We start from the raw sequence: 19740 nt of genomic DNA on the forward strand, positions 1-19740 counted from the left end.
GGAAGGATCCCGCTGGTTGCGCTCGATCAGCCGCAGCGCTTGCAGCGTGAACGTCGCGACAAAGTAACCGGAGACGCCGCCGATCGCCTTCTGGAACGGCATGAACATGCAGGTCCTTGCCAGAAGTTCCCGCACGACGTGGTCGCCCCAAGGCATTGCTCCAAGCAGCGATGTGGCGTCCAGGACGGCGTGATGGTTTTCTGGGTCGCTGCGGAGCCATTCCAGGAGGTTGGAGATATCCTGCGATGTGTAGGTGGTGGCGCCAGTCGTTTCATGACCGACGCCGATGAAGAGTTCGATCCCCAAGCCGCGCAGATAGCCGGCGGATGGAATGGTCCCTTCTGTTGGCGAGAAGTGTACGCGCCGTTCGTCGCCTCGCTTTGAATAGCGATGCAGTTCGACAAGCTGGGCACCCCAAGACTGGCGGAAGAAGCCGCGGGAGCCTGCCGCTTCCGATTCCGGCGCTGGCGTATCGACGTAGACCCCTTGCTTGTCGTTGCTCGCGTTCATCAGGTGCATGACGCAAGCGGTGAAGCCGCTATGTCCTCCTCCAAGTCCGACCGCCATCTGGTTCGACTTGGGGAACCCGAAGTAGCGATGTATCTCGCGCATCATGTCGAGCAGGATCTTGTCGGCCGGATAGCCGCGATGCATGCTGCGGCCGATCTCCGCGGTGGTGAAGGGGCCGATATCGTTGCCTCTGTCGTCGAGCTTCCTGTAGTTGCGTTCCAGCCAGGCATCGAACTCGAAACGCAGGAGCCGCGCATCAACCTCGTCGGCGGTGAGGTCGGTGATGGGGCCGACGCCAAAAAATGGGTTGGCGGTTCGTCTTGGGCGCCCGGCGGCCGTCAGCCGCAGCGCGGCAAGCCGCTCTGCCCTTAGCGTTTCTTTGGACGTCATCAGCCTACCTCAAAGCAATGGGGATCCACCTGCGAAGCCGCAGGCGCGTTCAGTTCCCGATCGGGAATGTGCTGGCCAGCGCAGACGCTGGCCAGGCGATGTCGTCAGCGCAGTTGGATCCACACGGCTTTCGTCTCCGTGTACTGATCGTGCGCGGCCAGGCCCTTGTCCTTGCCGCCGAAGCCGGACTCCTTGTAGCCGCCAAACGGCACGGCAAAGTCGCCTTCCGAATAGCAGTTCACCGAAACAGTTCCTGCGCGGATTTGCTTGGCGACGCGGTGGGCGGTGTTGAGATCGTCGGTATAGAGGGACGCGGCGAGGCCGTAGTTGGTGTCGTTTGCCAGGCGCACCGCCTCAGCCTCATCCTTGAAAGTGATCACCGACAGCACCGGGCCGAAGATTTCCTCACGGGCGATCTTCATATTGTTGGAAACACCATCGAAAATGGTCGGCTCGACGAAGCTGCCGCCCGTACCCGCCAGTATCTGGCTTCCGCCCAGGGCGATCCTGGCGCCTTCCTTGCGTCCGGTTTCGATGTAGGAGAGCACCTTGGCAAGATGCTCCTGCTCGATCATGGCTCCAATGCGCGTTGTGCGCTCGAGCGGGTCGCCAACAGTCCAGGATTGGAAGACTGGCTTCAATTCCTCGAGCAGGCGGTCCTTGATGCTCTCATGGACGATGAGGCGCGAGCCGGCCGAGCAGTTCTCGCCCTGGCAGAAAAGAATCCCGGTCGCGACGTTCTCGACTATCGGAGCGAAATTCCTGACATCGCCCATCACGATGGCAGGGCTCTTGCCGCCGCATTCGAGGATGATGCGCTTCATGTTTGAGTCTGCCGAATATTTGAGGAATAGCCGACCCACCTCTCCCGATCCCGTGAAGCTGACGCAATCGATGTCTCTGTGCAGGCCTATGGCCTGACCGGCAGTCGGTCCCAGGCCAGGAACGACGTTGAACACGCCATCAGGTATGCCTGCCTCGGATGCCAGCGCCGCCAGCCTGATCAATGACAGGGATGTCTGCTCGGCCGGCTTCAGGACCAGGGAGTTGCCCCCGGCCAGGGCGGGCGCCAGCTTCCACATGGCGACGAATAGCGGGAAGTTCCAGGGGATCACGCCGCCGACGACGCCGATCGGCTCGCGCACGATCATCGACACGACGTCGCGTGGCGCCGGAGACACCTGGTCGTAGATCTTGTCGGTCGCCTCCGCATGCCAGCGCAATGTCTCGATGGAGTCGGGCAAGTCGACATTGATGGAATCGTTGATAGGCTTCCCGCAGTCGAGCGTTTCGATGAGCGCCAGCTCGGCGCTGTGTTTCTCGATCAGATCCGCAAAGCGCAGCAGGACTTTCTTGCGTTCTCGCGGCGGCAGGCCCGACCAGGTGCCGGCTTCGAAGCTGCGGCGCGCCGCCTTGACCGCGAGATCGACGTCCTCCGCCCCGCCGGCAGCCACGTTGGCCAGCAACTTGCCTGTTGCCGGATTCACCGTCTCGAAGGTCTCGCCCGATTTGGCCGCGACATAGGCGCCATCAATGAAGGCCCTGGTCTCGAATTTCAGTGTCTTGGCTTCGGCGTGGAAGTCTGTGTGGACATTCATGTTAAACTCCTGCGGATCGCATTGAAGGGTGTCGATCAGGCGTTAGGCCAGGTGTCGGAAAGCGTGTATCCGGTGGGGAACGGATCACTCGGATCGAGCACGAACTGGTGGAAGCCGGTGATCCAGGCCCGCCCGCTGATCGCGACGGAGACGGCATCGACGTTGCCCACCTTGGAAGTCTGAAATATCTCGCCCTCGAACTTTGTCCCGATGATCGATTCGTGGATGAATTTTTCGCCGGGCGCGATCTCGCCGCGGGCATGGAGGAGCGCCAGCCGCGCGCAAGTCCCGGTGCCGCAGGGCGAGCGGTCGAGGCGGCCAGGCGAGACGATCACGCCGTTGCGCGATGACTTTACCCCGTCGCTGACCGTGAGCGGACCGGCGAAAAGTGTCTGGTTTATGGTGTGAATTGCAGGGTTCTCGGGATGGATCGAAGGCAGCTGCTCAGCCGCCGCGCGCTTGATCTTTTCCCCGACGTCCGACAGGTCGCGCGCTTCCGATGGCTCGATCGCGAAGCCGCAGTCGCCTGCATCGACGATCACGTAGATCATCCCGCCATAGGAGACGTCGACGCGAAGAGATCCAATGCCAGCGACCTCGATCATCCGGTCGCGATGCAGGACGAAGGATGGCTGGTTCCGGAACTTCACGCTTTCGCATTTTCCGTTGCGGCATTGCGCCTCGACCTCGATCAGCCCCGCCGGCGCCTCGAGTGTCAATTTGGTGACGGGCTCCTGCATGGCGATGACGCCCGTCTCAAGCAGCACGGTGACCGTGCAGATGGTGTTTGTCCCCGACATCGGCGGATAGGACGCCGGCTCGATGATCACGTACCCCATCTGGGCGTCGGGGTGAGACGAGGGCAGGACCAGGTTGGTGCAAAGTGTGACTTTGCCGCGCGGCTCATGGAGAAGGAACGCGCGAAGATCGTCGCCCTTTGTCTCCAGCCAGCGCGCCTTTTCGAACATCGTCTTACCGGGGACGTCAATGACGCCGCCGGTGATGACGTCGTTGGGCTCGCCTTCAGCATGGGCGCCGACGACGTTGATCATCCGCGATAACCGCATGTGTCGTCCTCCTTGTTCAGTCGCTTGCGAGCGTTCCGAGGTGCGGCCGAATGACGACCGGTGAATTGCCAAGCATGCCGCAGCGGACCGGCGGCATCCAGGCCCGCCCCGGGGAGACGGTGTCCCCGGGACAAGGGCGCTCACCTCAGGCGGCGGCGCCGAGGGCTTCGTCGACCAGCTTCACCTCCGCCTCGGTGAGCGGCAGGACAGGAAGCCGGCACTCGCCGACGGGGCGTCCCGTCTTGGTGCTCGCTGCCTTGGCGACGGGGTTGAAAGGAGACGTCCAAAGCAGCAGCGACAGCGGGCGCAGCTTGAGCCAAAGAGCGGCCGCCTCGGCGAGGTTCTTGGCTTGAACGAGATCGTAGAGCTTGACCAGCTGCTTCGGTACGGCATTGCCGGACCCGGTGAACACGCCGGGCGCGCCGCTGACAAGGCTGTAGAAATTCAGATAGTCGCAACCGTTGAACACCTTGGCGCCTTGGGCCGAGAGCTGATCGATGCGCATCATGTTCGACGTGCTGTCCTTGATGTATTTGACGTTGTCGATCTCACTGAAGCGCTTGAAGACGTCAGGCGTGATGTCGAAGCCGGTATACTGGGGAATGTTGTAGACCATGATGGGGGTCGCGACGGCCTTGGAAATCTGCTCGTAGTGGTAGCGCACTCCCGGTTCGCTCGGCCCCTCGAAGAAAGGCGGCAGGATGAGCAATGCGTCCGCGCCAGCGTCCCGCGCGTGCTTCGAGTTGTCGATCGCGTCTTCGGTGCGCAGGGCAGACGTCTGGACGATAAGCTTGGCCCGGCCATTGATCCGCTTGCCCGCGATCTCGGCGATGCGCCGCTTCTCGGCCTCGGTGAGGAAAGGAAACTCTCCGGTCCCGCCATTCACGGCGATGATGTGAATTCCCGCCTCGATCAGCGAGTCGATATTTGCCGCCAATGCGCCCTCGTCGAGCGCAGCGCCATTGTCCTTGAATGGCGTGCAGATCGGCACGCAGATGCCTTTTAGTTCACTCACGTCTTTGCTCCTTTTGCGCGACTGATTGACCGTTGAACTTGCGGCGCGACCTCATTCCGCATGGAATGACTCGGTCGCCGCAAGCTATAGATTTCGCTGTATACTTCCTGTTAGCCACCAGCGGTCCGGAACCACATTGCTAACCATGGATTTCCATAGTTGTAATCGTTTTCATGCCGTAGATCAAGCGATTGCTGCATTTGATGCTGCGCGCCTTAGGCGGTGTGGTAAGGCTGCGGGTCGGCGGGCAACGGCGCTATCCCGCGAATGGCGTCCGCGACCTTCTCAGCCATCATGATGACCGGGGCGTTGAGGTTGCCGCTGACGATCTCAGGCATGATCGAGGCATCGACGACCCTGAGGCCCTCAATGCCGTGCACCTTTGCTTCCTTGTCGACGACCGCGTCATCCCCCTCGCCCATTCTGCAGGTGCAGCATGGATGGTAGTTGGTGCCGGCAATCCCGCGCAGCCAATTGGCGATATCCTCGTCGCTGGCGATCGAGGGGCCGGGCATTTCTTCAACGCCGCGAAACTCGTCCCATGCCTTCTGGCGGACCACGTTGCGGATCGCCTTCACGGCCTGAACAGCCTGCAGCATGTCGTCAGGGTGCTCGAGATAGTTGAACAGGAATTTCGGCGCCACCCTTGGATCGGCCGACTCTACCCACACGCGTCCCTCGCTCTTGGGCCTCATCAGGCTCAGGAAGTACTGGAAGCCGTTCTCGAGCTTGACGTTGCCGTGCTGGAATTCGCCCAGCATCGGCACGAACTCGAACTGCACGTTCGGTATGGTTTCGTCTTCCCTCGTGCGCATGAAGGTGCCGACTTCGAAGAAATTGGTCGCGCCAAGCCCCTTCTTGAAGAGGAGCCACTGAAGCCCGAGCTTCGCCTTGCCGAAGGTTGAGAGTTCCTTGGCAGCCGATACGTCCTTCGTAGCGCGATACATGACAGGGGCAGCCACATGATCCTTCAACCCTCGTCCGACGCCAGGCAGGTGGTGTTTCAGCGCAATCCCGGCCTTTCTGAGGTCATCGGCAGGGCCAATGCCGGATAGCAGCAGCAGTTGTGGGGAATTTAGCGCTCCCCCGCACAGGATTGTTTCGCGCTCCGGCTCAAATTGCTGGGCGCCGGCTTTTGTGGTCACAGCAACCCGAACGACGCGCTTGTTGCTCGTTTCGATGCCGGTGACCCTAGCGCCGGTGAGCACGGTGAGGTTGGGCTTGCGGGGCTGGGCATGGATATAGGCCTGCGAGGTGCTCCAGCGAATTCCGTCATGGACGTTGCGCTGGGTTATGTGAACGCCTTCCTGCTGATATGCATTGTGATCAGTAACATGCTTCAGACCGCTCTCCACCCCCGCCCTCAGGAAGGCGTGGTAAAGAGGATTTTCCGCCTTGCAGGTCTCGATCCGCATCGGCCCGGAGCCGCCGCGATAAGCGTTCGCTCCCTTGTCGAATGTCTCGGCTTTCTTGAAATAGGGCAGACATTGCGCATAGGACCATCCGTCAGCTCCGATCGACGCCCAGTTGTCATAGTCCCAAGGATTGCCGCGGACCCAATTCATGCCATTGATGGAGGACGAGCCGCCCAGCACGCGCCCTCTCGCCTCATGTATGACCCGCCCCTGCAAGTGCGGTTCCGGCTCCGAATTGTAGAACCAGTTGAAGCGGTCGTTCATTAGCGGAAAACCAAGGGCCGCCGGCATCCGGATATATATGTGCTGATCGGAGGGACCCGCTTCCAGGAGCAGAACCGTGGTCGACGGGTCCTCGGCCAGCCTGGACGCTATCACGGAGCCTGCCGAGCCCGAACCTATGACGATATAATCGAACGCCTTGTTGTCCGTCACCGGGGCACTCCTTACGATCTTGCCGAGGTTGTCAGGGTGTGCGGCAGGGCGTGGGTGCGTTTCCCAAGCTTGATGAAGGTCGACTTCACCTCGGTGAACTCGAGCAGGCCGTCCAACCCGTTTTCACGACCGATCCCGCTTTGCTTGAAGCCGCCGAACGGCATCTGGACCGCGGTCTCGAGAAATGTGTTGACGTAGACCGTCCCGCTGCGAAGTTCCCGCGAAACGCGTATCGCCTTGTCGATGTCCTTCGTCCATAGCCCGTTGCCCAGACCATAGTTCGTGTCATTGGCGAGCGCGATTGCTTCCTCGACGCTCTTGAAACGCGTGACCGCAAGCACCGGGCCGAAAATCTCTTCGCGAAAGATGGTCATGTCGGGGGTGACGTTGGAAAAGATGGTAGGGGCAACATAATAGCCCATGCCGAGGCCGTTTTCGGTGACACGGTTGCCACCGAGCAGAAGCGTCGCGCCCTCCTCTAAACCGGACTCGATGTATGACAGCACCTGTTCCATGTGCTTCTCGTGGATCAGCGCTCCGACGTCCGCGTCCTCATCCGTCGGCAAGCCGAGGCGGATCTTCTTAGAACGCTCGACCAGCTTCTCCAGGAAGCTTTCCGCAACGCTATCCTCAACAAGAAGCCTGGTGCCCTGGACGCATTCTTCGCCCTGATTGAGGATGTAGCCGAGCAGGATGCCATCCAGCGCCGCATCGATGTCGGCATCGGCAAAGACGATATTTGCCGCCTTTCCGCCTAGCTCGAGGCCAACGCGCTTGACCTGCTCGGCCGCGCGCTGCGCGATCCTGATCCCGACCGCGGTCGATCCGGTAAACGAGATCATGTCGACATCTCGATGCCCGGTGAGGATCTCGCCGACCGTCCGGCCCGAGCCGGTTACCACATTTATGACGCCATTTGGGATGCCGGCCTCTGTCGCCAGCTTGGCGATTTCCAGCGTCGAACCAGAGGTCAGCTCCGATGGCTTGACCACAACCGTACAGCCGGCCGCGAGCGCGAAGGGCAGCTTCTGGAACAGAGTCACCATGGGGAAGTTCCATGGCGTGATCATTGCAATCACGCCGCGCGGCTCACGGGTGACAAGACCCAGATTTGCGTCACCGATGTTGGAGACGAGGTCTCCTGGGAGTTGCCAGGCAAGCGCTGCCGCATAGCGCGCCAGCTCAATTGACCACTCAATCTCTGCCCTGGCGAAGCGGATCGGCTTTCCCACCTCTTCTGCCTCGATCAAGGCCAACCTTTCTAGGTCACGGGTCATCAAATCGACCCAATGCCCAAGGGCCTTGGCCCTTTCGGCGCCAGGCATCGATGACCAGACAGATCTCGTGTCGAAGGCTTTACGGGCGGCCCCGACAGCAGCCCTTACCGCCTGCTCGTCGCTTTGCGCGAAACGGGCTAGCAGCCTGCCATGGGCTGGCGATTTGCGTTCCACCTTCCGATCGGCGCCTGCCCAACCGCCGTCGATCCAATTGTCGTATTCACGGACGTCCATCGATCCATTTTCCTCGGTCAGTTTGGCGCGACGAGCCGGCTCTTGCCTGGCGCAACAAGCACGCCGACCACGTCGCCGACCCTCGCCACAGTTCGATCGGTGACGACGATGAACTTGTGACCACCGCAGTCGACATAGACATTGGTGGTTTGCCCAAGCGGCTCGACGAAATCGACGCTTGCCGACGCGGCGCCTTCGACGCCGTCACCAACGATCAAGAGATGCTCGGGGCGGACCCCGACGAAGAATTGTCCTTGGGCGTCGGCAAAGCTGCTTGCCTTGTCGGCGACCTCCCCTGACAGACTGTCGGCAAAGGGCTGGACGGAGGCGGCAATTCCCTTCTTGCGGTCAAAATGAGCAGGGAACAGGTTCATGGGCGGAGAACCGATGAAATCGGCCACAAACTCGGTTCTTGGCCTGTCGTAGATCTCCAGCGGCGTTGCCACCTGGACCATATCACCCTTGCGCATGACGGCGATCCGGTCGGCCATCGACATTGCTTCGATCTGGTCATGGGTCACGTAGACGGTGGTGATGCCGAGGCTGGTAACCAGCTTCTTGATCTCGGTGCGCATCGTGGCGCGCAGCTTCGCATCGAGGTTCGAAAGTGGCTCATCCATCAGAAAGACGCGGGGATTGCGCACCAACGCCCGCGCCAGGGAGACGCGCTGCCGTTGCCCGCCGGAGATCTGTCCCGGTTTGCGATCCAGATACTCGGCAATTCCGAGTTTTTCCGCGGTCGCATGCACTTTCTTTTTGCGCTCTCCCTCGGCGATCTTGCGCACCTTCAGAGGAAACTCAATGTTCTGGAACACGGATAGGTGCGGATAGAGACCGTAGTCCTGGAACGCCATCGCAATATCGCGGTGACGAGGTTCCTCATATGTCACGTCGCGGCCATTGATTTTGATCTGGCCGTCGCTGGGAAGCTCCAGTCCGGCAATCATGCGCAATGTCGTCGTCTTGCCGCAACCGGAGGGACCCAACATGACGAAGAATTCGCCGTCCTTGATGTCGACCGACACGCCGTTCACAGCAGTGAAGGCGCCAAAGCGCTTGTAGACAGATTTGACTTCGATACCCATTGTCGTTCCTCATCCCTTCACGGCGCCAAGCGTCAGGCCCCTGACCAGGTATTTTTGCATCAACAGGACGAGCACGACGACCGGCAACGACATCAGCACGCCGGCCGCCGAGCCCAATCCCCACGATATCGCCTTGGCCTTGATCGAGCTCGCCGCGATCACCGGCAGCGTGCGCGCCTCGGAAGACGTCAGAATGCTGGCCAGCAGGAATTCATTCCAGGCGAACATGAATATGATCACCATCGTCGCAGCCAAGCCGGGCAAAAGCAGCGGCAAGGTCACGCGCCAGAAGCATTCGAAGCGGCTGCATCCATCTATCAAGGCAGCCTCTTCGATCGACTGCGGAATCTCCTGGATGAAGACGCGCATCACCCAGACCACGAACGGCAATCCGTTCAACGTATAAACGGCGATCAGCAGCCACGGCGTGTCGAAGATGCCCAGCTGCTTGGCGATGATGAACAGCGGGATGACGCTCACCATCGGCGGCAGCATGCGGATCGACAGAACCTCGAAGGCGATGAAGTTCTTGTTCTTAACGTCGAAACGCGCCAGTCCGTAGGCGGCGAGCGTCCCTGCGATCATTGCAAACAGAGTAGCCAGGCAGACGATGAATGCGCTGTTGATCAAGGCATCCATCGCATTCAGCTCCGTAAAAAGCTTGCGGTAGCTCTCTAATGTCGGAGCAAAAATCCACTTCGGTGGATAAGCCGCTATGTCGACATCTGATTTCAGCGAAGAAAGCGTCATCCACACGATGGGGAAAGCAAAGAAGGCGGTCGCCATCAGGGCAAGGACGTAGTAGCCGATGTCGCTGAGGATGGAGCCGCGTCGCGTGATCGACCTTGACATCAGCGGGCCTCCTTTTCGTTCACCATGCGCATGAAGCCCGTGTATTTCACGAAGATGAGAACCACGGCGAGGATGATGAGGAGCGTCAGCCAGGATAGCGCAGCACCATAGCCGAGGCTGAAGAAGCGGAAATTGACCCTTGCCAGGTAGATGCTGAGCAGGTCGGTGGCGAAATCGGGACCGCCACGTGTGATGATATAGACCGTGTCGTAGGTGCGGATGGCATCCACGATCCTGAGCAGGCTCGCGATCACGATCACCGGTTTCAGCATCGGCAGCGTGACCATGAAGAAGGTCTGGATCGGCGAGGCGCCGTCGATCGCCGCCGCCTCGAAGGGGCTCTTGGGCAGGGCCGAGAGGCCGGCGAAGATGATCAGGAACATGAAGGGGGTCCACTGCCAGACATCGACCAGCAGCATCGAGGCCATGGCGCTGGCCTTCTCGCCGGCCCATGGCTGCGGTGGAATGCCGACGAGGCTCAGAACGTAATTGAGCACGCCAAGGTCGGGCATCATCATGATGCGCCAGGTGATGCCGACGGCGATCGGAGTGATCAGCATCGGGACGATGATGATGGTCCTCAGCAGCGTGAAACCGCGGAGCCTGACATTGAAGAGGAGCGCCAGCAGCACGGCCAAGGTGAGAGACAGCCCCACGGACAAGACGGTGAACAGCAGCGTCAGCAGGATCGAATGCAGGAACTGGGCGTCCGACACTGCATCGGCGTAGTTGGCGAGGCCGACAAATCCCTGGAACTTATCCGGATCCGAGGGGCGATAGCCGGTGAGGCTCATATAGAGCGAGTGCAGGAGCGGAAAGAGCCCGACAACCGTCATGATGATCATGGTCGGCGCGAGCAGGATCATGCCGGTGTAACGCTCTCCGGCACGCTTGGCTCGATCGGTCGCGACGGGCAAACCCTCTAAGCTGACTGTCATGGTCCTTGATCCCGACGGCGCCGAGCGGGCATCTGCCCGCACAGCGCGTTCTTGTTCGACGAGCGCTGGTATATCCAGGCGCTTGCGGGCGGCACTTCAGCCCTTGACGAGCTTTCCCACCCGATCCACGGCATCGACCATCGCGGTCTTCGGGGTCTTTCGCCCAGTCACGCCGGCGAGGACTTCCTCGTAGATTGCCCGCTGCACTTCCACCGCATTGGTCAAGCGATAAGGCGGGATCGCGATCGGCTGGGTCCCGCGGGTCTTGAAATCCTCAAAGACATGGAGCCCCGGAATCGTTTTGATCATGTCCGGATTTTCGAGATCCGGCTTGTAGCAGATCGAGGTTTCACCCGCTTCCGAGAAATACTTGTAACCGCCATCGGCAAGCCAGGCCAGGAACCTGTAACCGTCGGCCTGCTTTTTGCTGGCGGCGTTGAGCACCACTGTCCAGCCGCCAATCATCGACTGCTGGAACTTCTCGGTCGGCGCCACCGCGTAGCCGAACTTGCCGGCATGCGGTCCGCCCTCAATGCCGGAGAGCGCGTCCGACCAGGAAATGATCATGGCAGCGGTTCCCTGCCCGATCGCGGACTGACCTTCTGGGTAGTCGAACCCGGACACCCCTTGCGGGCAATACTGCAAGACCTCCTTCAGCCTTTCGATGGCATGCTCGCCCTGCCCCTCGGAATTGAAGACGGGCTCATTGGCGTCGTTGAAGCAGCCGTCGTCGGTCGGCGCAAGCTTCGTCATGCCCATGACGCGCGTCATCCAGTCACCGGACATGTGAGCGTCTTGTCCTCCCAGGCAAAGCGTGTTTCCGGCAATGTCTGAGCTGTGCAGCTTCTTGGCAGCCGCGACATACTCGTCCCAGGTGACCGGCACCTTGTCGATACTGGCTTTCTCGAACAGATCCTTGCGATAGATGAAGACCGGAATCGTCATGGCGAGCGGCAGGCCGTAGTGCTTGCCCTGGTAGATGGAATATTGCAGCGATCCCTCTGTGACGTTCCCATATTTGATCTCGGGAAGGTCAGGGTTGGCGGCTTTGATGTCCTCCATCGTGGGCGCCCACTTGTTGCGCTGCGGCTGCCGGACCCAGAGGCTGTCGGTGGTGATGATGTCGAACGTTTCCGAACCCTGTGAAAGTTCGATCAGCATCTTTTCGTAGTGAGATTCGTAAGGGTTGGATTCCCCGGTGATCTTCGCGGCTGTATATGCCTTCGCCACCTGGTCGGTGAGTGCCCCTGCCCAGACTGAATTGCTATTGAGGATATTGAGCGTCACTTCCTCCGCATATGCTGACGAGGCGCGATAGGCGGCCAAGGCGGCAGCAAGGCCGGCAGTGGCCTTCAGGAAGTTGCGACGAGACACTGGCAGTCTGATCGACGCGGTCAATTGTGGATTCTCCCTTTTATGCGAGACGGCAAAAGCCGGCCTCGACGCTCCCAACTCATGTAAACGTTTTCATTCTTCGCGAGCAGAACAAAGATGTCAAGCCCAAACCCACATCAAGATAGAAATTTCTGTAAACGATTACATATTAGAGCGTTTTATGGCTTGTCAAGCGAGGTGAAGTCGAGGACAAAAGCCCTAGGTGAACAAAAGCCAACGAAATGGTGCGGCTTATGCCGGGCAAAAGAGCCAAGCAACCCAAGTTGAAGAAGAAGGCAGGCGTCTTCGACGTTGCCCGCGAGGCGGGGGTTTCGGTGGCCACCGTATCGCGGGCGTTCAATCTGCCTGACCTCGTCAGTGAGGATGTTCGCCGACGGGTCCTGGCGACTGCGCAGAACCTCGGCTACGCGGCCAACCCGGCGGCAAAAGCGCTGCGCTCTCGTAAGACCCATATCGTGGGGGCGGCGATCCCGACGCTGGACTATGCGATCTTTGCGAAGATGATCAACCACTTTCAGGATAGCTTCGCGCAGCACGGCTACATGACGATCGTTGCAACAACCGGCTTCGAACACGCCAACGTTTTTGAGAAGGTCAAAACATTGGTAGATCGCGGCGCCGAGGCGCTTCTTCTGGTTGGCGCGATCGAGGACCCGGCGCTCGTGAGCTATCTCAAGCAACCCCATATCCCGGTTGTGACGACCTACTCATATCTGCCCGACGAGATCGTGCCCTGCATTGGATTTGACAATTACGCGGCTACGCAAAGCGCGATGGAATACCTTGCCGATTTGGGGCACAGAAATTTCGCCATGATTGCCGGCAGCCCGAAAGGTAGCGATCGCCAGCGCGCTCGGATCGCCGCCTACAAGGATTTCGTCGGATCGAGAAATCTCCATGGGGCAGCAAATATAATCATTCGCAATTTCACCATCCGGGACGGAACCGAGGCAATACGCGCCATCCTGGACAAATATCCGGAAACCACGGCGGTGGTCTGCAACACCGACGTCATGGCGTTTGGAGCCTTGAGTGAAAGTCGGCGGCTCGGAATCCGGGTTCCCCAGGATATCTCGATCGTCGGGTTCGATGATGCAGAATATGCAGCCCAGTTGGAGCCTCCGTTGACGACCATAGCCGTGCCTGCCGAGGAAATGGGCAGGCTGGCGGCCGAAATGCTCCACAGCTCGCTGTCGAGCGGCGAGCCCCCTCGCTTTGTCAGGCTCGATTCGCACCTGATTGTACGAAAATCAGCGTGCCCGCCGCGTGCTTTGAAGCAGTTGCGCCTGGCTGCGGCCGTCTGACTATCCACATCCGCGGGCACCTCTCACCTCGATGTCGAGTGGACACACAGGCACCGTCATGTCCCATAAGCCGATTCTTCCCTCTAGACCCGCCGCGATCATATTCGATTTCGATGGCGTCATCCTTGACTCTGCCGAGATCAAAGCAGAGGCGTTCGCTGAAATCTATTCCGGCTACGGGCAGCAGTGGAGGGAACCCATCCTGAGCTACCAGCGGCTGCATGGCGGTATTTCACGCCGGGAGAAGTTCGACCATTTCGACAAACAGATAGTGGGTAGCGCCCCGACCGTGGAGCGATTGGCGCTGCTGTCGAAGAGGTTCTCAGAAATCGTTTTTGAGAAGATCCTCGCTGCGCCTTTCATTCCCGGCGCGCGGGAACTGCTTGAAAAAGCGACTGCGCGTTCCAGGCTTTTCGTCGTTTCCGGAACCCCGCAGCAAGAACTGGTCGAGGTCATCCGTCAGCGAGCCCTTGATCACTATTTCGAGCTGGTCATCGGCGCGCCGACGAAAAAACGCGAGGCCTTCGCGCGGATCTTGCACATGGGGCTTTCGCGCGAAACCGTGGTGGCGGTCGGCGATTCAATCACGGAATGTTCCGCTGCCTGTGAGCTGGGAATCGCATTCCTCGGAATTCGAGGCGGGCCCTCGCCAACCGCCTTTCCGGAAGGTATCGTAACGCTCCCGGACCTGCGCGATGCAAGCAACCTGCTCGGCTTCGGCAGCCTGCCCCCAAGCTGACCACCGTCCGCGTGGCCGAGATGCTGCCGCCGAGAAAGGGTGCACCGGTACTGGAAGGCACATATATTCCCGAATCGACAATCTAAATGCGCCTCGACTGAACTCGTTTTACCGAGGGCGCGCTTGGTCCGAGCGGTCGACGCGGCAATCCAGAAATGGGGTCTCGGCAGAGAGTCCGCATTGACTCAATCCGCCAATGGCGTAAGCGTTTACATGGCGACGCATCCACCGGGTTAGCTGCTGACCAGTGCACGCCGCCCACCCCGGGGACGGCTATCGGCCGGCTAATGCTGATAAAGCAGTTGCCTGATCTCATGATAGATGTCGCGTGCCGTCCGGTCCGCGGTGATATCGACGAGGTCCCGAGGTCGAGCGAAAGGGATCGAGAATTCCTTGGCGATCTTGCCGTCTTTGAAAACAAGGATCCGGTCGGCCAAGGTGATCGCCTCGTTCAGATCGTGGGTGACGAAGACAACGCTCTTCTTGTCAGCGGCCCACATGCGCACGAACTCCTCGTGAAGCGATTCACGCGTCTGTGCGTCGAGCGCCGAAAAAGGCTCGTCCATCAACAGTATCTTCGGCGAAGGCGCCCAGGTGCGAGCGAGCGCCACACGCTGCCGCTGGCCCTGGGAGAGCTGACTTGGATAATTATCGGCAAAGCGCTTCAAACTGACGAGGTCCAGAAAGTCTCGAGCCAAGGCCCGTCTTTCGCTTTTTGCGAAACCGCGCACTTCCAGCCCGAACTCTATGTTCGTGAGTGCAGTTCGCCATGGCAGCAAAGCATCGCGCGCGAACATGTAGCCGAGCTGTGGACGCGCGGCGACGGGCGGTTGGGCAAGTACGCTCACCTCGCCGATCGTTGCAGTGTGGAGCCCGGCCAGGACATTGAGCGCAGTGGTCTTGCCGGAACCGCTACGTCCGACGAGAACCAGGAACTCTCCCTCTCGCAGTTCCAACGACACATCATCCAGCCCGCGCACTGGTCCCGACGTGGTCTGGAACTCCATCACGACGTCGGAAATCCTGGCGGCGACACCGTCGGTTCCCGCGGCAGGCGATATGCTTGGTGCCATCGTCCTTGGTCCTCGCGGTTTAGAGCGCTCGCGCACCGAGCAGATAGCGTTCGAGCAGAGCCATCCCGGCATTGAGCAAGGAAGCGATCACGGCCAGCACGATGCAGACGGCGTAGACCCCTTCGAGCTGAAAAGTACCGGCATATCCCGCAATGAGTTGGCCGAGCCCTACCCGCGACGCCAATATCTCGGAGGTCACGACGCCGAGAAGCGAATAGATGATGCCAAGGCGCAGTCCGGCGAAAATGGAGGGCACGGCGCTGGGCAGCAGGATCTTCATGAACATATCCCGCTTGGAAATATTCATGACCGTCACCATCAGCCTGATATCGCGGTCGACGGTGCGAATGCCGGCGCGCGCGTTGACCATCAGGATGAAAACCACGACGCTGAAGGCAAGCGCGATCTTGGCTGCCTGGCTGACCCCGAAAAGCAGTATGAATACCGGCGCGAAGGCGATCCGCGGCATCGCGTTGAACGCACTGATATAGGGGTCCAGCAGTTCCTCAACTTTGGGAAACAGACCAAGGCCGATGCCGATGACTACTCCAACGAATGAGGCCAGCACGAAAGCGACCACTGTCGCCTCGACCGTGGAATAGAGCGCTGGCAGAAGCGTGCCATCGGTGGCGATCTGGACGAAAAACCAGAACACCTGCCCGGGACTTCGCGAAATCAGCGGCTTGACGACGCCGGACATGTAGACGAGTTGCCACAACGCCAGAAAGGCTATTCCGACGCCGATTTGTCCAGCAAGTCGCTTGAGCCGCGCGACATTCCGGTGGGAAGGCCGACCGGCCTTCCCTTTTAAGCCCGATGAACCTGCCGCGGCGACCAACTCGGCCACCTCAGCCCGAAGTCAGGCTCGCGCAGGGCTCATACGCGTTCATCGTCCAGTCTGGAACAAAAGCGGCATATTTCTTCATGCCTTCCCAGCGCTCCTTGGTTAGCTTGGCATTGAAGCCCGATTTGTAGACGTCGATCAACGCCTTGGCCTTGCCCGCATCGAGCTTGAGCGTCTTTGCGGTGAAATCGACCAGTTTCTGTTCGTTCGCAGGGTCTTTCATGTAGCTGATCGTCTCGATGACCGCTTTGCAGAAATTCTGGGCAACCTGCGGGCGGTTTTTGATGAAATCCGAATTGGCGGTGAAAACCGTGAAGAGATACTCGGGATCAAACACCTTGTTGCGCGTGGCATTGAGATCGACCAGCACATCGAGATTGTCCGGACCGATCAACGTCGAGCTCGGCGGAATGCTGGCCATCGCATCGACCTGGCGGTTGGTGAAGGCGCCCGCCGCGCCATAGCCAGTGCCGATCGCGATGAAGGTGATGTCCTTGTCGGGATTCATGCCCGCGTCGGTGAACATCTTGCGCACGTAGAGCTCGGTTGCGCCCCCGCGACCGGCGACGCCGATCAGCTTGCCCTTGAGATCGTTCAGGAAAGCCGGATATCCCTTCTTGACGTCGACTTCGGCGTCTTTGTGCGCGATGAAGGTGTAGTCGATGTCGTAGTTGCCCAACAGGACCGTCAGCGCCGCACCCTTTTGGATGGCCGGAAAGATCAGGGCCGCGCCGACATGCGTGATGTCGGCCGAGCCTCCAACCACCGCGGCTACCATGGCTGACCCGTTGGCCCCCTTGACGTAGTTGATGTCGAGGTCATGCCTGGCGAAGATGCCGACCTGCGAGCCGAACTGAGGGACGAAAGCGTCGAGTGTTTCGATCGATGTCGCGATGGTCACGGTATCTGTGGCCTGCGCGGTTCCGGCCGACATCGCCATCCCTATCAAGCCTGCGACCAAGACGGCGAGCGAATGCAGTTCGTTTCGAAATCCACCCATTTGCTGCTCCCTTTTTTGCTGGCGGCTTGCAAGCCGCGCCTTACCAAACCTTGAAAGAGGCCTTTCCTTCTACCGCCCTCGGCCCTTGATCGCCGCCCTCGCGAAGGCGACGAGGCGCCTCTCGACGGCGAAGTGGGGCACGTCGTTGATGATGTCGTGGAAGCCGTCTTTCACGATGAGCACCGTGGCGTTCTTGAGTTGCGAGCGGACCGCACGGGCATACCTGGCGGGGGCAATCACATCCTGGTCGCCATTGATCAGCAGCACGGGAAGGTCGACCTTGGGGAGAGTCGCGGCCAGCTCCCCGCGCGCCTTGTGCATGGCCGCCCGCCGCGCCGCCGTGCTTTCTGGCGTTACGCTGAAGGCGAGTGGATCGGTCGCCAGCATGTCTAGATAGAATGGGTCGCGGGTGACTTCCGGCGGCGCGGGTATGGCAACGGTCTTCGGCTGGATCAGCGTGCCCGTGACGGCCAGCCCCAGGCACCGGCGCTCGCCACGAGCGATCAACAGCGCAGCGGCAATGCCGCCGAGAGAATGGCCGACGAGAACCAACGGCAGGCCGGGAGCTTCGCTGGCGGCGATCGAGATCAGACGCTCGGCATTGTCGACGAGGGGATCCATCGACGCCACCGCGCCACGTTCGCCATAGGAAAGGCCGTGTCCTTGCTGATCAAGCGCCCACATGGCGAGGCCACTGGCGTTGAAGGCGCCCGCAACGCGATGGTAGTGCCCGCTTTGCTCTCCAAAACCATGGAGAAACACGACACCGCCGACCGCCTTCCGCGCATCCCAGCACCGGTAGTAGCTTTTCCCATGCGCGGTTTCGAAGAACGGCATCTGAACGGCCCTTCGGCAAATTTTGACCAGAACGGTTCACTCGACTGGAGAGCCGACGCTCGAGAACATCGGCCGTGTGTCATGTCAGTCCGGCAGTATCCTGATGTCCCCGACTTCCGTGTTCCGAATGAACTTGACGTCGGCGCTGGCATAGCCTCCGACCAGGGCGATATTGCCGTGGACGCTGTAATCTCCTGTGCGGATGATCAACTTGCTGGCGTTGCGGATCGCATACATCGACGGCCGGTATGGAACGGTAGTGACCCGCTCCTTCCCGAAAGTGTCGACGACGAATTTGTATTTCTGGGGACTCTGCGCCTCCATCGGCTCGGCAACGACAGCCCGCTCGATGTCACCATTGTCGTGCAGCAGCGGCAGCAACTGCTCGATCGAGACCAGACCTGGGGCAATTCCAAGGTCCACGATCGGCACCTGCACGGACGAAGCGATGACGCCGCCCGCGTCGGCAATGAAGATCACCTCACCATGGCGGAGCGTAGCCAGAGCCGCCGCGATCGTGCCGTTGATGATGCGGTTGTCCGCGCCGTATTGCATTTCGTGTTCCCCCATTTCATCGATAATATTATCCGCCTGTTTTATCGATAATGTCAACCGACAAGCCAAGGCCGGCCAGCCGGCATGCTCCTATGGCGCGGCGCCTAGAATTGCGCGGCCGCTCTTGGCGAGCGACATGAGGACCTGAAGCGCGTCGCCCGGATTCGCTTCAGCGCGACGCGCTTTAAGAGGTCAGATGCTGAAGGTAATAGTCCCGGAAGGTCCGGATATGGTTTCGAAGCGTTCGAGCCAGGGTTTTCTGGTCGCCCTTCTCTATCGCTTGAATCATAGTCAAGTGATCCTTGGCGCCTTTGGAGCGCAAATCCTTGCTTTGCACCGAATTAGTATGAATCAGGTGCGAGAGAAGCGAATGATGCTTAATGGCGTCGAGTAGGAACTCGTTCTCGCACCGTTGATATATAGCCTCGTGCAAAAGATTGTTCTGCAGATACATTTCAGCAAGATCGTTGTTCGCGATCGCCCTCTCGTGATCCGAGACAATGGCCTTCAATTTTCGCACGAGCTCCTTTGCCGCCGGCTCGGTATAGTAGCTTATTGCCTTCAGCTCGAGGCACTCACGGACTTCGTAGATTTGCCAGATCTCGGATTCTCTGAAGCTCCGCACCTGCACGCCGCGATGCGGGTAGCGGACGGCGAGGCCAAGGCGAACAAGTTCGTCGAATGCCTTGCGGACTGCATGGCGGGTTGCCCCGGTGGCTTCAATAATGTCGTCTTCGATGAGCCGCACGCCGGAACGATACTTTCCGGAGATAATGCCCTTTTGAAGCCCCTCATAGACGGCCTGCCATTGGCCGCCGTGGCCGCCTGGTTCGGTGAGATCTTCATTCTTTGCAGTTCTCATGACAATCCATCAGAGTTGCGGGCGATGCGACACACCGTGACCATGTCATAGCGTTGAGCCGGCAAGATCGCCAGAATCGACGGCATCTTGCACGGAAGATCGATCAGATCGCAATCGCGCCTGGAAAGACGTCCTCCCGCCACTTGGGGTCAAGCCGGCCATGCCCCCAGACTTCCGCCTGCCAAGTTATAAGAGTTCCTGCCAAGGATATAGACAAAACCGAAGTGTAGAGAAAACGATTTCAATCGCCGACGACGATCGAACCCGCGAGAACGCACGATGACCACGAAGCTTCTGAGGCCGAGAATACTGAAC

17 protein-coding genes and 1 pseudogene are annotated in these 19740 nt (G+C 59.8%); 2 read left to right on the forward strand and 16 right to left on the reverse strand.

The window, feature by feature from the left end; translation table 11 throughout:
- From EN745_RS11325 to EN745_RS11370, 10 genes and pseudogenes are all read right to left on the reverse strand, one after another.
- Positions 1–900: pseudogene (locus EN745_RS11325) on the reverse strand (phosphoglycerate dehydrogenase); the annotation flags it as partial.
- Between the two features lie 104 nt (positions 901–1004).
- Positions 1005–2498 carry an aldehyde dehydrogenase gene (locus EN745_RS11330; protein WP_127404834.1) on the reverse strand — a complete coding sequence of 498 codons (1494 nt, stop codon included), beginning with the start codon at positions 2496–2498 and terminating at the stop codon, positions 1005–1007.
- Between the two features lie 35 nt (positions 2499–2533).
- Complete coding sequence (locus tag EN745_RS11335; RefSeq protein WP_127421261.1) at positions 2534–3565, reverse strand: proline racemase family protein; 1032 nt, start codon at positions 3563–3565, stop codon at positions 2534–2536.
- A 145-nt stretch (positions 3566–3710) separates the two neighbouring features.
- Entirely contained in the window at positions 3711–4580 is an 870-nt protein-coding gene (locus EN745_RS11340) for a dihydrodipicolinate synthase family protein (RefSeq protein WP_127421262.1), read from the reverse strand.
- A 215-nt stretch (positions 4581–4795) separates the two neighbouring features.
- The gene (locus EN745_RS11345) at positions 4796–6430 is read right to left on the reverse strand and encodes a choline dehydrogenase (protein ID WP_189363015.1); all 1635 of its coding nucleotides are present in this window, start codon (positions 6428–6430) and stop codon (positions 4796–4798) included.
- Between the two features lie 11 nt (positions 6431–6441).
- Positions 6442–7941: an aldehyde dehydrogenase family protein gene (locus EN745_RS11350; protein ID WP_127421264.1), complete on the reverse strand. Its 1500-nt coding sequence runs from the start codon at positions 7939–7941 to the stop codon at positions 6442–6444.
- 17 nt (positions 7942–7958) lie between these two features.
- Positions 7959–9026 (reverse strand): ABC transporter ATP-binding protein, encoded by a 1068-nt coding sequence (locus EN745_RS11355; RefSeq protein WP_127421265.1) that lies wholly within the window; start codon positions 9024–9026, stop codon positions 7959–7961.
- A 9-nt stretch (positions 9027–9035) separates the two neighbouring features.
- Positions 9036–9878, reverse strand: a complete 843-nt coding sequence (locus EN745_RS11360; RefSeq protein ID WP_127421266.1) for a carbohydrate ABC transporter permease — start codon at positions 9876–9878, stop codon at positions 9036–9038.
- Positions 9878–10816 (reverse strand): sugar ABC transporter permease, encoded by a 939-nt coding sequence (locus EN745_RS11365; protein ID WP_127404864.1) that lies wholly within the window; start codon positions 10814–10816, stop codon positions 9878–9880. The genes EN745_RS11360 and EN745_RS11365 overlap by 1 nt, the downstream gene beginning before the upstream one ends.
- Positions 10817–10912: 96 nt before the next feature.
- Positions 10913–12190: an extracellular solute-binding protein gene (locus tag EN745_RS11370; RefSeq protein ID WP_281034769.1), complete on the reverse strand. Its 1278-nt coding sequence runs from the start codon at positions 12188–12190 to the stop codon at positions 10913–10915.
- Between the two features lie 284 nt (positions 12191–12474).
- Between EN745_RS11370 and EN745_RS11375 the strand changes: the two genes are divergently transcribed.
- Positions 12475–13515, forward strand: a complete 1041-nt coding sequence (locus EN745_RS11375) for a substrate-binding domain-containing protein (protein ID WP_189363016.1) — start codon at positions 12475–12477, stop codon at positions 13513–13515.
- Between the two features lie 58 nt (positions 13516–13573).
- A complete protein-coding gene (locus EN745_RS11380; RefSeq protein WP_189363017.1) occupies positions 13574–14254 on the forward strand; it encodes an HAD hydrolase-like protein in 681 nt (226 codons plus the stop codon).
- Between the two features lie 284 nt (positions 14255–14538).
- On the opposite strand, the gene EN745_RS11385 is transcribed toward EN745_RS11380, so the two are convergent.
- From EN745_RS11385 to EN745_RS11410, 6 genes are all read right to left on the reverse strand, one after another.
- On the reverse strand, positions 14539–15327 hold the full coding sequence (locus EN745_RS11385; protein WP_189363018.1) for an ABC transporter ATP-binding protein: 789 nt from the start codon (positions 15325–15327) through the stop codon (positions 14539–14541).
- A 19-nt stretch (positions 15328–15346) separates the two neighbouring features.
- Positions 15347–16165 carry an ABC transporter permease gene (locus tag EN745_RS11390; RefSeq protein WP_210212541.1) on the reverse strand — a complete coding sequence of 273 codons (819 nt, stop codon included), beginning with the start codon at positions 16163–16165 and terminating at the stop codon, positions 15347–15349.
- Positions 16166–16175: 10 nt separating this feature from the next.
- Positions 16176–17171, reverse strand: coding sequence for an ABC transporter substrate-binding protein (locus EN745_RS11395; protein WP_127421271.1), 996 nt, complete (start codon positions 17169–17171; stop codon positions 16176–16178).
- 69 nt (positions 17172–17240) lie between these two features.
- Positions 17241–18008 carry an alpha/beta hydrolase gene (locus EN745_RS11400; RefSeq protein WP_127421272.1) on the reverse strand — a complete coding sequence of 256 codons (768 nt, stop codon included), beginning with the start codon at positions 18006–18008 and terminating at the stop codon, positions 17241–17243.
- A gap of 84 nt (positions 18009–18092) precedes the next feature.
- Entirely contained in the window at positions 18093–18620 is a 528-nt protein-coding gene (locus EN745_RS11405) for an RbsD/FucU domain-containing protein (protein WP_127421273.1), read from the reverse strand.
- Between the two features lie 127 nt (positions 18621–18747).
- Positions 18748–19425, reverse strand: a complete 678-nt coding sequence (locus EN745_RS11410) for a GntR family transcriptional regulator (RefSeq protein WP_127404872.1) — start codon at positions 19423–19425, stop codon at positions 18748–18750.
- Positions 19426–19740 lie beyond the last annotated feature (315 nt).

Origin of the sequence: Mesorhizobium sp. M4A.F.Ca.ET.022.05.2.1, from assembly GCF_003998845.1 — a bacterium.
Classification (GTDB): Bacteria; Pseudomonadota; Alphaproteobacteria; order Rhizobiales; family Rhizobiaceae; genus Mesorhizobium.